Annotated in this window: 14 protein-coding genes; 8 read left to right on the top strand and 6 right to left on the bottom strand. The window is 65.6% G+C overall.

Annotated features, from left to right (window positions below; genetic code table 11):
* Positions 1-40 precede the first annotated feature (40 nt).
* The 6 genes from QA645_RS01275 (at position 41) to coaA (ending at position 4,128) form a co-directional block, all read left to right on the top strand.
* Positions 41-571, top strand: a complete 531-nt coding sequence (locus QA645_RS01275) for a DUF2628 domain-containing protein (protein ID WP_254127373.1) — start codon at positions 41-43, stop codon at positions 569-571.
* A complete protein-coding gene (hisH, locus tag QA645_RS01270; protein ID WP_283047670.1) occupies positions 568-1,218 on the top strand; it encodes an imidazole glycerol phosphate synthase subunit HisH in 651 nt (216 codons plus the stop codon). Before QA645_RS01275 ends, hisH begins: the two co-directional genes overlap by 4 nt.
* Positions 1,215-1,952: a 1-(5-phosphoribosyl)-5-[(5-phosphoribosylamino)methylideneamino]imidazole-4-carboxamide isomerase gene (gene hisA, locus QA645_RS01265; protein WP_283047669.1), complete on the top strand. Its 738-nt coding sequence runs from the start codon at positions 1,215-1,217 to the stop codon at positions 1,950-1,952. Before hisH ends, hisA begins: the two co-directional genes overlap by 4 nt.
* A gap of 3 nt (positions 1,953-1,955) precedes the next feature.
* The gene (gene hisF, locus QA645_RS01260) at positions 1,956-2,732 is read left to right on the top strand and encodes an imidazole glycerol phosphate synthase subunit HisF (RefSeq protein WP_254127370.1); all 777 of its coding nucleotides are present in this window, start codon (positions 1,956-1,958) and stop codon (positions 2,730-2,732) included.
* Between the two features lie 79 nt (positions 2,733-2,811).
* Positions 2,812-3,138 carry a phosphoribosyl-ATP diphosphatase gene (locus tag QA645_RS01255; protein WP_148752730.1) on the top strand — a complete coding sequence of 109 codons (327 nt, stop codon included), beginning with the start codon at positions 2,812-2,814 and terminating at the stop codon, positions 3,136-3,138.
* Between the two features lie 33 nt (positions 3,139-3,171).
* Complete coding sequence (gene coaA, locus QA645_RS01250; protein ID WP_283047665.1) at positions 3,172-4,128, top strand: type I pantothenate kinase; 957 nt, start codon at positions 3,172-3,174, stop codon at positions 4,126-4,128.
* A 12-nt stretch (positions 4,129-4,140) separates the two neighbouring features.
* Here the strand turns inward: coaA and QA645_RS01245 are convergent, their stop codons facing one another.
* From QA645_RS01245 to QA645_RS01230, 4 genes are all read right to left on the bottom strand, one after another.
* Positions 4,141-4,770: a histidine phosphatase family protein gene (locus tag QA645_RS01245; RefSeq protein WP_283053624.1), complete on the bottom strand. Its 630-nt coding sequence runs from the start codon at positions 4,768-4,770 to the stop codon at positions 4,141-4,143.
* Positions 4,771-4,994: 224 nt separating this feature from the next.
* On the bottom strand, positions 4,995-7,220 hold the full coding sequence (locus tag QA645_RS01240; RefSeq protein WP_283047663.1) for an ATP-binding protein: 2,226 nt from the start codon (positions 7,218-7,220) through the stop codon (positions 4,995-4,997).
* A 124-nt stretch (positions 7,221-7,344) separates the two neighbouring features.
* Positions 7,345-7,815, bottom strand: coding sequence for a hypothetical protein (locus QA645_RS01235; protein ID WP_283047661.1), 471 nt, complete (start codon positions 7,813-7,815; stop codon positions 7,345-7,347).
* A 109-nt stretch (positions 7,816-7,924) separates the two neighbouring features.
* The gene (locus QA645_RS01230) at positions 7,925-9,463 is read right to left on the bottom strand and encodes a YifB family Mg chelatase-like AAA ATPase (RefSeq protein WP_254127365.1); all 1,539 of its coding nucleotides are present in this window, start codon (positions 9,461-9,463) and stop codon (positions 7,925-7,927) included.
* Between the two features lie 238 nt (positions 9,464-9,701).
* Between QA645_RS01230 and QA645_RS01225 the strand changes: the two genes are divergently transcribed.
* Together QA645_RS01225 and QA645_RS01220 are read left to right on the top strand one after the other, a co-directional pair.
* Positions 9,702-9,947, top strand: a complete 246-nt coding sequence (locus tag QA645_RS01225) for a PilZ domain-containing protein (RefSeq protein WP_027534981.1) — start codon at positions 9,702-9,704, stop codon at positions 9,945-9,947.
* Between the two features lie 83 nt (positions 9,948-10,030).
* Complete coding sequence (locus QA645_RS01220) at positions 10,031-10,810, top strand: tetratricopeptide repeat protein (RefSeq protein WP_254191197.1); 780 nt, start codon at positions 10,031-10,033, stop codon at positions 10,808-10,810.
* A 45-nt stretch (positions 10,811-10,855) separates the two neighbouring features.
* Here QA645_RS01220 and QA645_RS01215 read toward each other — a convergent pair whose 3' ends face one another.
* Both QA645_RS01215 and QA645_RS01210 read right to left on the bottom strand, forming a co-directional pair.
* Positions 10,856-12,145, bottom strand: a complete 1,290-nt coding sequence (locus tag QA645_RS01215) for an AAA family ATPase (protein WP_283047659.1) — start codon at positions 12,143-12,145, stop codon at positions 10,856-10,858.
* Positions 12,142-12,876, bottom strand: a complete 735-nt coding sequence (locus QA645_RS01210) for a CpaD family pilus assembly protein (RefSeq protein WP_254191195.1) — start codon at positions 12,874-12,876, stop codon at positions 12,142-12,144. Before QA645_RS01210 ends, QA645_RS01215 begins: the two co-directional genes overlap by 4 nt.
* Positions 12,877-12,881 lie beyond the last annotated feature (5 nt).

Below are 12,881 nucleotides of genomic sequence, written 5' to 3'. Positions count from 1 at the left end.
GGCGGCATTGACCTCAATTCTCGAGAACGGGGCATCGAAAATGCCTGTCTACACAGTTCATGCTCCCACCCCAGGCGGGGCCGACCTGCGCGCGACCGACAAATTCGTGTTCGTGCGCGACGGCTTCCATTTCTGGGCCATGGTGTTCGGTCCGTTCTGGCTGGCCTGGAACAGGCTTTGGCTGGCCCTGATCGGCTGGATCGTCTTCCTCGCCGCGTTCGATGCCGGGCTGCATAGTCTCGGCGTCGGCCGGGGCTCGATCTTCTTCGCCAACATCATCGTCGCGCTGCTGATGGGCTTCGAGGCCTCGAGCCTGCGCCGCTGGACTCTCTCACGCGGCAGCTGGCGGCAACTCGATGTCGTCGTCGCCGATGACGAGGACACCGCGGAGCGGCGTTTCTTCGAGCGCTGGAGCCAGAAGCAGCGCGGCATCGTCAACGATCAATGGGCTGTCGATCGCGGCGGCCCGCCGCCGACCCGCAACGTGCCGGGTCAGCAATTTTCCAACCCGCCGCCGATTCCGGCCGGCGGCATCATTGGATTGTTTCCAGAACCGGGAGGGTCAAGATGAGCGTCGCCATCATCGATTACGGTTCCGGGAATCTGCATTCCGCCGCGAAAGCATTCGAGCGCGCCGCGCGCGGCCTGGAAAATCCGCAAAAGGTGTTCGTCACCAGCGATCCCGATCAGGCCTACGAGGCCGATCGTCTGGTGCTCCCGGGCGTCGGCGCCTTCGCCGATTGCCGGCGCGGGCTCGATGCCGTCAACGGCATGGTCGAGGCGATCACCGAAGCGGTCCGCGTCAAGGCGCGGCCGTTCTTCGGCATCTGCGTCGGCATGCAGCTGATGGCGAGCCGCGGCAAGGAACATGTCATCACCGAAGGCCTCAACTGGATCGGCGGCGACGTCGAGAAGATCACGCCGCGCGACGAGAGCCTGAAGATCCCGCACATGGGCTGGAATACGCTCGATGTGCTCGCGGAGCATCCGGTGCTGAACAAGCTGCCGCTCGGTCCCAAGGGCCAGCACGCCTATTTCGTGCACTCCTACCACCTCAACGCCGCCAACGAGGCGGACGTGCTCGCGCGCGCCGATTACGGCGGTCCCGTCACCGCGATCGTCGCGAAGGACACCGCCATCGGTACGCAGTTTCACCCCGAGAAGAGCCAGCGTTTTGGGCTAGCCCTGATCTCGAACTTTTTGCGATGGAAACCGTGATTCTCTTTCCTGCCATCGACCTCAAGAACGGCCAATGCGTGCGCCTCGAGCAAGGCGACATGGCGCGTGCGACCGTGTTCAATCTCGATCCCGCCGCCCAAGCGCAGAGCTTCGTCGAGCAGGGTTTTGAATATCTCCATGTCGTCGATCTCGACGGCGCCTTTGCCGGCAAGCCGGTGAATGCGCAGGCCGTCGAGGCGATGCTGAAGACGATCAAGATCCCGGTGCAGCTCGGCGGCGGCATTCGCGATCTCGCGACCGTCGAAGCCTGGCTCGAAAAAGGCATCACCCGCGTCATCATCGGCACCGCTGCGGTGCGCGATCCGGAGCTGGTGAAAGCGGCCGCAAAGAAATTCCCCGGCCGCGTCGCGGTCGGGCTCGACGCGCGCGACGGCAAGGTCGCGGTCGAAGGCTGGGCCGAGACCTCGCAGGTCACCGTGCTGGAGATCGCGCAGCGTTTCGAGGATGCCGGCGTCGCCGCCATCATCTTCACCGACATCGCGCGCGATGGCCTACTCAAGGGCCTGAACCTCGATGCGACCATTGCGCTGGCAGACGCCATCTCGATTCCCGTGATTGCGTCGGGCGGCCTCGCCTCGATCGAGGACGTCAAGGCCATGCTGACACCGCGCGCGAAAAAGCTCGCCGGTGCGATCGCCGGCCGTGCGCTCTATGACGGCCGGCTCGACCCCGCCGCCGCCCTCACCCTGATCCGCAACGCGCCCGGGAGCTGACACATGTTCAAGGTGCGCGTGATCCCCTGCCTCGACGTCAAGGACGGCCGCGTCGTCAAGGGCGTCAACTTCGTCGATCTTCGCGACGCCGGCGACCCCGTCGAAGCCGCGATCGCCTATGACGCCGCCGGCGCCGACGAGCTGACTTTTCTCGACATCACCGCGACCCATGAGAACCGCGGCATCATGCTGGACGTGGTCCGGCGCACCGCAGAGGCCTGCTTCATGCCGGTGACCGTCGGCGGTGGCGTCCGCAAGGTGGACGACATCAAGACGCTGCTGCGCGCGGGCGCCGACAAGGTCTCGATCAACAGCGCCGCGGTGTCGCGACGCGAGTTCGTCAAGGAAGCCGCCGAAAAATTCGGCGAGCAGTGCGTCGTGGTGGCGATCGACGCCAAGCGGGTCAAGCGCGCCGGCGGTGGCGAGCGCTGGGAGATCTTTACCCATGGCGGCCGCAACTCGACCGGGATCGACGCCATCGAATATGCCCAGGAAGTGGTCTCGCTCGGCGCTGGTGAAATTCTGCTCACCTCGATGGACCGCGACGGCACCCGGCAGGGCTTTGACATCCCGCTGACCCGGGCGATCGCCGACAGCGTTCCCGTTCCCGTGATCGCTTCGGGCGGCGTCGGCAATCTCGACCACCTCGTCGACGGTATCCGCGATGGTCGCGCTACCGCGGTGCTCGCCGCCTCGATCTTCCACTTCGGGGAATTCACCATCCGTGAAGCCAAGGAGCACATGGCCCGGCGCGGACTACCCATGCGCCTGGATGCCTGACGACTCCCGTTCATAAAAGTGCTACATCAACCGGCGGGGACTGGCCCAACCGGCCAGACGCGCGTTTCGAGTATTCAGTATGCCGCGTTTCACGATCCACGATCTCGCCGTCACCATCGATGCCCGCGCGGCCTCCGGTGGTGAGGGCTCCTATACCCGCAAGCTGCTCGACAAGGGCGCCGAACATTGCGCCAAGAAGTTCGGTGAGGAAGCAGTCGAAACCGTAATCGCAGCAGTCGAAAACGATCGCGATCATCTGATCGCCGAGGGCGCCGACCTGCTCTATCACTTCCTTGTGCTGCTCAAGGCGCGCGGCGTAAAGTTGGAAGAGGTGGAAGCGGCGCTGGACAAACGTACGAACATGTCCGGGCTGGAAGAGAAAGCGTCTCGCAAGAGCGGCAGCTAGCCGAGCTGAGCTCGTTACGGAGAAGGTCGCGTCATGGATATCCGCGCACCCGAGCAGCAATATAATCCATACCGCGTCTACACGCGCGAAGAGTGGGCGCGGTTGCGCGACGACACGCCGATGACGCTGGAGCCGGGCGAATTCGACCGGCTGCGTTCGCTGCACGACCGCCTCGACCTCAAGGAAGTCGAGGACATCTATCTTCCGCTGTCGCGCCTGCTCTCGATCTATGTCGATGCGATGCAGCGGCTGTATTACGCGGAACGCCAGTTCCTCAACATCCGCGACCGCAAGGTGCCCTACATCATCGGCGTCGCCGGCTCGGTTGCGGTCGGAAAGTCGACCACGGCCCGTGTGCTCCAGGCGCTGCTGGCGCGCTGGTCGCCGCGCCCGAAAGTCGAGCTGATCACGACGGACGGATTCCTTTACCCGAAGGCCCTGCTCGAGCAGCAAGGCATCCTTCAGAAGAAAGGCTTTCCGGAAAGCTACGACCTGCAGCTGCTGCTCAACTTCCTGTCCGACATCAAGGCGGGCCGCCGCCATGTGCGCTCGCCGGTCTATTCGCATCTGACCTACGACATCGTGCCGAACGAATGGGCCGAGGTCGACCAGCCCGACATCCTGATCGTCGAGGGCGTCAACGTGCTGCAGACCGGCAAGCTGCCGCGTGACGGCAAGGCAGTGCCCGTGGTCTCCGACTTCTTCGACTTCTCGGTCTATATCGACGCCGACGAGGCGGCGCTGCGGCGCTGGTACATCAAGCGCTTCCTGGCGCTGCGCGACACCGCGTTCACCAATCCAAAATCCTACTTCAATCGCTATGCGCTGTTGTCGGACGAGGAGGCCACCGCCACCGCCACCGCGATCTGGGAACGCACCAACCTCGCCAATCTCGAGGACAACATCCTGCCGACCCGCCCCCGCGCGACGCTGATCCTGAAGAAGGGCGCGGATCATGCGGTGGAGAGCGTGGCGCTGAGGCGGCTGTAGCTTCGCAGCCTCCTATTTGCCGGCCTTTGCCGTCCAATCTGCGAACTTGATGCGTGCCATGAAAGTCGCGGGCCCGGAACCGTTGGCCCGGTAGACGAAGGCTTCGCCTTCCTGAACGTCTCCGGCCTCCTTGCCGAAGGCATCGGCAATGTTCGTCTTGTGCGTGACGAGGACGGTGTTCGTGCCGGGGGCCGGAGATTGATCGACGAGCTGACGCACGGCCGCTCCGGCCTTTGCGTTCGCCGCGGTGGGGTTTGCCATTCCCGATGCGCTGGCGTTGCTGCTGTCCGTCAATGCGTCGACCGGTTTACCCTCCTTGCCGGCGATCAGCTTGCCAGCTTCGATCGCGCGGTTCAGACGGCTCGTGTAGACATTCCCGATCGGAATCGCGCGCTCCTGGATTGCCGCCCCGATCTGACGCGCCATATCCCTGCCCTTCTCACTCAGCTGGCGCTGGGCACTCATGTCGTCGAACTTGAAGGGATAGACGTCCTTCTGGCTGTCGTCGGTCGCGGTATGCCGAAACACCAGCACATAGCCGCCTTGCTTGAGCGATGAGATGAGTTCCGGCGTATCGGCGGCAGCGCCCGGGGAGAGACCAGCGAGAAGGACAATGATTGCGAGCCGGACAAGCACACCCATGCGCAAAATCCTCGATTCAAATGCCCCGGAGGATGGTGGCGCGCCGCGCAGTCGATTTCAATCGTCGATTGCCGGCCGATATCAGGTTGTCGTGAAGTTGTCGATCAGTGCCGTAGGGTGGGCAAAGGCGCGAAGCGCTGTGCCCACGGCCTCTATCCGTATTGCCAAATGCAAATACGTGGGCACGCTTCGCTTTGCCCACCCTACGGCCGTGTCGCCTGCCGCTACACCGCCAGCTGCCGCGACGCGGCCAATCCCGCCAAGGCCTCGTCCAGCTTCTCGCGATCGAGCGGCTTGATCAGAAACCCGTTCATGCCCGCCTCGAAGCAGGCATAGCGATCTTCCACCAGCGTGTTCGCGGTGAGCGCGAGGATCGGCGTGTGGCGGCCGCCGGTGGCCGTCTCATGGGCGCGGATGCGTTTCGTTGTCTCGATGCCGTCGAGCTGCGGCATCTGGATGTCCATCAAGACCAGATCATAGGGCGTGCCGGCCGAGCCCGCCGCGAGCCAGGATTCCAGTGCGGCCTCGCCATGGACCGCAATGACGACGCGGTGACCGAGTTTTGTGAGGAGCGACCGCATCAACAGCGCGTTGATCTCGTTGTCTTCGGCGACGAGGATCGAAAGACCTTTCGCGGGCGTTTTGATCGCGGCAGGCTCGACTGGCTCGGGCGCGAGATCGGGCGAGGCGACTTCGGGCGTCAGCGCAAGACGCGCGGCGAGGGAGGCTGCGCGCAATGGCTTGACCAGGAAGCCGGTGAAGGCCGGCGAAAGCTTGTCGTGACGCGAACTCGGCGTCAGCAGCACGAGCCGCTGCGTCGCGTGACCACGGGCGATGTCGCCCAGGCGGTCGGCAACGACCGGACCGAGCGCGCGGTCGATCAGCACCGCATGCCATGGGCGTTCCGGCAGCAACGCTTCCGCGACGGACGTATCGGAGACCAGGCAGGTCTGGCCACCCCAGCGTTCCAGCCGCCGCGCGATCAGCGACGCTTCGATGCCGTCGGCCACCAGCAGGATCGACTTGCCGGCGAGATCGGGGCTCGGAAACGCGGTATGTCCGGCGTCGCCGTGCGACGGCGCGAGCGGGATTGCGACCTCGAAGGTCGAGCCCTGAGCCGGCGCGCTCTCCAACGTGATGCGACCGCCCATGCGCTTGACGATGCGCTCGGAGATGGCGAGGCCAAGCCCGGTGCCGCCATAGGTGCGGGCGACGCGGTCGTCGGCCTGCTCGAATTCGCGGAAGATACGCTGCTGCGCGTCCGGCGCGATGCCAATGCCGGTATCGCGGACCAGAAAACTGATCTCGTTCGGCCAGATGCCGGGTTCGACGATCAGCGCCACGCCGCCGCTTGCGGTGAACTTGATGGCGTTGCCGGCGAGGTTGAGCAGCACCTGGCGCAGCCGTGCGGCGTCACCGACGACTTCCAGCGGAAGGCGCTCGTCGACGTAAGCCGCGATCTCGAGGTTTTTCGCCTGCGCGCGCGGCGCCAGCAGCTCGGTGATCTCCTCGATCATGGTCGAGAGCGCAAAGGGACGCTGGTCGAGATCGAGCTTGCCGGCTTCGATCTTGGAATAGTCGAGCAGCTCCTCGATCAGCGCCATCAGCGCTTCGCCCGAGGTTTTCACCGCCCGGGCGTAGGTCGTTTGCTCCGGCGTCAGCGAGGTGTCGAGCAGGAGGCCGCCCATGCCGATGATGCCGTTCAGCGGCGTGCGGATCTCGTGCGAGGCCATCGCAAGGAAGCGCGATTTGGCACGGTTGGCGGCGTCGGCCTGGTCGCGGGCATCCGACAGCGCGCGTTCGGTCTCGGTGCGGTCGGTGACGTCGCGCCCGACACTCTGCAATTCCGCGGGCTGACCGGCGTCGTGCCGCACGAAGCCCTCGCGCCAGGCGATCCAGCGCGCGCCGACCGGCGTTGCGATCTTCTGATCGTGGATGCGGGTGCCGTTGCTTTCACGGGCGCTATCGCCCTGCTCCAGCACGTCGAAATCGAAACGCGTGCCGACCAGCGCGCCGCGCTCCTGTCCGGCCAACCCGCAATAGGCGTCGTTGGCGAAGGTGATCCGTCCTTGATGGTCGCGCAGCACGATCAGATCGCCCTGCGATTCGAACAGGCTGCGGGCGCGCTCTTCGGCTTCCTTCAGCTCCCAATTGCGATCGATCAGCACCTCGTTGTGGGCGGCGAGCTTCTTCATCCGCTTGTTGACGAAACGCAGCCGCATGCTCAGCGTTGCCAGCCCGAGGCAGGCCAGTGCAAACAGGAAGCTCGCACCGATCGCAAACGCGTTGGGATCGTAGCCCGAATTCGGCGCGCGGCTGCCGGTGACGAAGCCATAGGCGCCGCCGAACGTGGCCGAGAAGATCATGAAGGAGCGGATCGCGAAGGCAATCTTGGGGTGCTGTCGCCTGAAGCGGCGCATGCGCACCTTGATCCGGAACGTCCGACCCATTGCCACCGACCCCGACTCTTATCCGAAACCTGCCACCGCCGTTCGCGACGATGTCTCGCGGACCTTGCGAACAACTTGAGGCTTTGCGGCGGCCTCCAAACAGGGTTGACGAGGTGTTAACGCCTTAAAGCGAGGCGGCCTGGAGGGGGAGCGGGCGGTTGCCGCGGGCGCCGACGATCAGGGCTGCCGCTTCTTTCTGCGAGAACGTCTTCGACCGGACATAGATGCGGTAATCGGCCGGGCCGTCGGTGGTGAGATAGATCACCGGGCCGCCGTCGACGGGCTGTGAGGCAATCGTAATGAGGCGGGTCGACGGATTGCCCTGGCAGGCGCCCGGCTCGTCGCTTGCGCCATCGTCGACGACCGCGAAGTCGGCAGCGTCGGCATCGTCGGTGATTTGAACCCGTACCGTGGCCCGTTCCGGATCCTCGGTGAAGGCGACATGCACGCCGGCGGTCCAGAACAGGGAGGTGAGCTCGACCGAGGTCTCGCCGAAGGCGATGCAGGGATGCGAGACCGATCCGATCTCGTTGCGGGCGAACACCGCAGCCGCCAACAGGGGAACCACCGAGGCCAGGATCTTGAAACGCAACATGACACGCTACTCGCCAAGGACACGACTAAGCCCGGACTGAAACTTGTGGGCCCTATGGTTTGCAGAGCGTAAAGGAAACTCGTTACCGCCGGGTTGATGCGCGTTCACATCACGCCAGCTGGCGCACATCCTCCGCGAGTGCACGGTAGGACAGCGCTTCGGCGAGATGCAGCCGGCCGATCTTGTCGGCGCCGTCGAGGTCGGCGAGCGTGCGCGCCACCCGCAGCACCCGGTGATAGCCGCGCGCCGACAGCCGCATGGTTTCGGCGGCATCGCGCAGCAGCTTCTGTCCCTGCGCGTCCGGCTTGGCGATGTCCTCCAGAACGGACGCCGGCGCCTCGGCATTGGTGCGGATCTGCGGCAGTCCGGCATCCGCGTAGCGCGCGAGCTGGATGTCGCGCGCGGCTGCGACGCGCGCGGCGACCTCAGCGGAGCCTTCGGCCGGCGGCGGCAGGATCAGATCGGCTGCGGTCACGGCCGGCACTTCGATGCGCAGATCGATACGGTCCATCAGCGGGCCGGAGATGCGCGCCTGGTAATCGCCGGTGCAGCGGTCGATGCGGCCGCGCTTGCAGGAATAGCCGGGCTCGAACGCGTTGCCGCAGCGGCACGGATTCATCGCCGCGATCAGCATGAAGCGGGCAGGGTAGGTGACGCGATGGTTGGCGCGGGAGACCGAGACCTCGCCGTTCTCCAGCGGCTGGCGCAGCGAATCCAGCACGCGCGGATCGAACTCGGGCAGCTCGTCGAGGAACAGCACGCCCTGATGCGCCAGCGAGATCTCGCCGGGCTTTGCGCGCGCGCCGCCGCCGGTGAGCGCGGCCATGCTGGCGGAATGATGCGGCGAGCGGAACGGCCGCTGCGATGTCAGCGCGCCACCCTCGATCTCGCCGGCGACGGAGGCGATCATCGAGACCTCGAGCAATTCGCTCGGCGACAGCGGCGGCAGGATCGAGGGCAGGCGCGCCGCCAGCATCGATTTGCCGGCTCCGGGCGCGCCGATCATCAGGAGGTGATGACCGCCCGCGGCCGCGATCTCCAGCGCGCGCTTGGCGCTCTCCTGGCCCTTGATGTCGCGCAGGTCGAGCCTTGAGGCGGCAGCCTCGTGCACCTTCGGCTCGGGCCGCGACAGCACTTGCGTGCCCTTGAAATGGTTGGCGATCTGAATCAGCGAATGTGCGGCGACGATCTGGATATCCGGGCTTGCCCATGCCGCTTCCGAGCCGCAGGCTGCCGGACAGATCAGGCCTTCCTCGCGCACGTTGGCGCCGATCGCGGCCGGCAGAACGCCGGCCACCGGCGCGATCGAGCCGTCGAGGCCGAGCTCGCCGAGCACGGTAAAGCCGGTCAGCGCATCCGGCGGAATCGCGCCGATCGCCGCCATCAGGCCGAGCGCGATCGGCAGGTCGTAATGGCTGCCCTCCTTGGGCAGGTCGGCAGGGGCAAGATTGACGGTGATCCGCCGCGCCGGCAGCGCCAGGCCCGAGGCGATCAGCGCCGAGCGGACCCGCTCGCGCGCCTCCGACACCGCCTTGTCGGGAAGGCCGACGATGGCGAAGGCCGGCAGGCCCGGCGCGACCTGCACCTGCACGTCGACCGCGCGGGCCTCGATCCCTTCAAAGGCGACTGTCGAAACCCGCTGGACCATTCTCGAACCAGATTTGCCCCTCGCACAATTAGGGGTAGCAGACCCGGACCGCCCTGACAAGAACAATACGGGAACGAAGGCGAGGGCGCCGCATTCCCTAACGACCGGTCAACGGGACGACGACATTAAGCTTCGACTACGCCTCGAATGCGACCGGCTACGCTCAGCACATTCCAACGAATGTCCGCTACTCCTAAGGCTGCGGGATGGGCCGTGGTCTAACGGGTGAAGAATTCAAATGCTTGCAAATCGCCGCAGAAGCGAACGTCGGGTGTGCACGCGGCTCGCCAAGATCCATTTTGGTGCGGGCTCGCTGCCGCGGGACTGCACGATCACGGATATCTCGGATGGGGGCGTGAAGGTCGTGGCGGAGTTTCTGGAAGTGCCGCCGCAATTCACCATCATCTTCGCGCCCGATTATTCCCGCCAGTGCCGCCTGCGCTGGCGCATCGGCTGCGAATTCGGTGCGGAATTCACCGACTAATCCTGACAGACGCGTTTCCTTAACGGGAATTTAGCGTTAATCGGCAAAGCATCTCTGATCAGTCCGCCGGCGGTGATCAGAGTATGTCCAAGCGTTCGTCCCTTGCCTCTCCCCCGGCGAGATTCCTGCTTCCCGCGCTTCTGGTGCTTGCCCTTGGTGGCTGCCAGACCACGAGCCTGGAGGACGTGACCGGCGCGCTCGGTGGCGGCAGCAAGTCGGAGCCTGCGGCGACGGCCGACGCCAGGCCCATGGACGCCCTGCGGGAGCGCTATCGCGCCAAGCCCAGCGATCCCAATGTCGCGCTCGAATACGGCAAGGCGCTGCGCGAAAGCGGCCAGCGTGCCCAGGCGGTCGCGGTGATGGAGCAGGCCGTGCTCGCCCATCCCAGCAACAAGGCGCTGCTCGCCGGCTATGGTCGTGCGCTCGCCGACAATGGCAATTTCCAGCAGGCTTTCGACGTGCTCAGCCGCGCGCATACGCCGGAGGATCCGGACTGGCGCATCCTGTCGGCGCAGGGCGCCGCGCTCGATCAGCTCGGCCGCAACGAGGAAGCGCAGCAATATTACGCCGCAGCGCTCAAGATCGTGCCCGACGAGCCGACCGTGCTGTCCAACCTCGGCCTGTCCTACATGCTGCAAAATAATCTGTCGAAGGCCGAACAGGTGCTCGGCCGCGCTCATCAGCGCAATCAGAACGATGCGCGGGTCCGCGCCAATTTCGCACTCGTGTTGGGATTACAGGGCCGCGAGGCCGAGGCTGAAATCCTTGTGAAAGCAGATTTGCCGCCGGATCAGGCCGCAGCCAAGGTCACGGCGCTGCGCCAGCTGCTGTCGAAGAAGCAGCAGCAGCGGGCGGAGAAGTAATCCGCCGCCGCTGAGAGTCCTGCGCGCCCGAAAACGCGCTCGTGCTTACGACGCCTTGCGATGCGGAGCGGATCCGCGCCCCGATTTGCCCTTCAGCTTCTTCAGCAGCGGTTCGAGCAGCGAACGCTTCGGCTTCTTCACCTCGCCGCGTCCGGCCAGGCGATTGGCCATATTCTGGAACAGCACGGTGGTGCGGTGGCTCTTGGAGACCTCCGCGATCATCTGGCCGTTATTGGCGGCAGTCGAGAACAGCTTTGAATCGAACGGGATCACCGCGAGCGGCTGGCTCTCCATCGTCTTGGCGAACGATTTGACGTCGATCTCGGCGCGCTTGTGCATGCCGACCTGGTTGATGCAGTAGAGCGGTGGCCGGTCGTTCGGCCGCGCCGTCTTGAGCACGGTCAGCATGTTCTTGGTGTTGCGCAGGTTGGCGAGATCCGGCTCGGCCACGATGACGATGTCGTCGGCATTGACCAGCGCGCGCTTGGTCCAGGCCGACCATTGGTGCGGCACGTCGAGCACGATGCAGGGCGTGGTCATGCGCAGCGTGTCGAAGATGGCATCGAACGCTTCCGCGCCGAAATCATAGACGCGATCGAGCGTGGCGGGGGCAGCGAGGAGGCTGAGGCGCTCGGTGCATTTGGCGAGCAGGCGCTCCATCAGCGCCGTGTCCGGCCGGTCCTGCGACAGCACCGCGTTGGCGATTCCCTGCGCCGGATCCTGGTTGTAGTCGAGGCCGGCGGTACCGAAGGCGAGGTCGAGATCGATCACGACGGAGTCGAGCGCGAGGTCGCGCGCGATGGTCCAGGCCACGTTGTGCGCGACGGTGGAGGCGCCGACGCCGCCCTTGGCGCCGACCACCGCGATGACGCGGCCGGTGATGATGGTCTCGGACGCCGAGAACAGGCTGCAGATCGAGCGCACGACGTCGAGGGTCTCGACCGGCCCGACCACGTAATCGTTGACGCCGCGACGCACCAGCTCGCGATAGGGCGCGGTGTCGTTGGGATTGCCGATCACGACCACGCGGGTGCCGGGATCGCAGACGCCGGCGAGATCGTCGAGCCCCTCGAGAATGTCGCGCGTGCCGTCGGATTCGATCACGATGACGTTCGGCGTCGGCATCGTGTCATAGACTTCGATCGCCGCGGCGAGGCCGCCGCTCTTGGCGGTGAGATGCGCCTTGGCGAGACGGCGGTCCTGGCCGGCCGCGGTCACCGCGGCGAGCGTCTGCTCGGTCTCGCAAAAGGCCTGCACCGAGATGCGGGGAACCGGCGCAATGTGTTCCTCGGGGTGCTGCGGATCGTCCGCTTCTTCGTCGTGGATGTCCGTCATTTGCCTGTGTCGCTGAGTTTGGCCTTGTCAGCCTCGGGATAAGAGGTCGCCGTGGTCGTGCCCTTGCGGTAGCGGTCGAAGGCGATGTCGCGCCGTGCGGTATAGGCCGGCGTCTCGGCGCGCGGCTGCTCGAGGTCGGCGGGGTTGTCGATCATCGCGGCGAGGTTGCGCTGGGTGGCGCAGCCGAGATTGAAGTAGGGCCGGTTCTCGTTGTAGCCGGGGTCGAGGATCGACGGTCCCATGTCCTCGGGCCACAATCCGCAGGGGCCGGCGACCGCCGCGATCTTGGAATAGCTCAGCCGGATGGTCGGAAGCAGTCCGGGATCTTCGGGACGATAGGGATGCTGCACGATGGCGCGCGACGGCACGCCGCCGCTGCCGAGCACGGCGCGGATCTCGCGATAGGTCGCAGCCGCCGCGCGCGAATTCGTGGTGTCGATGGGCACGTCGACGACGACGGAGCCGGTGCCTTCGCGCACCCAGTCCTGGGCGATGCCCGTCACGTCGGCGTGCTGCTCGGCCGAAAGCCCGCCGCGCGCCTTGCCGACGAAGATCACGATCGAGCGCTTGCCTTCCTGGACCGCGATCGGGTGACGCATGCGATAGTCGGTCGGCACCGTCTGGGTGGTGACGACATCACCCGTGGTGTTGCAGGCGCCCAGCGCGACGGAGAGCCCCGTCAGCGCGAGCGCGATGCGCCAGTTGCGACGTCGATCATTTGTCTTCGTCATCGCTT

Origin of the sequence: Bradyrhizobium sp. CIAT3101 (assembly GCF_029714945.1) — a bacterium.
Classification (GTDB): Bacteria; Pseudomonadota; Alphaproteobacteria; order Rhizobiales; family Xanthobacteraceae; genus Bradyrhizobium.
The sequence above is the reverse complement of the archived record's forward strand: the minus strand, read 5'-3'. Positions and strand labels throughout refer to the sequence as shown.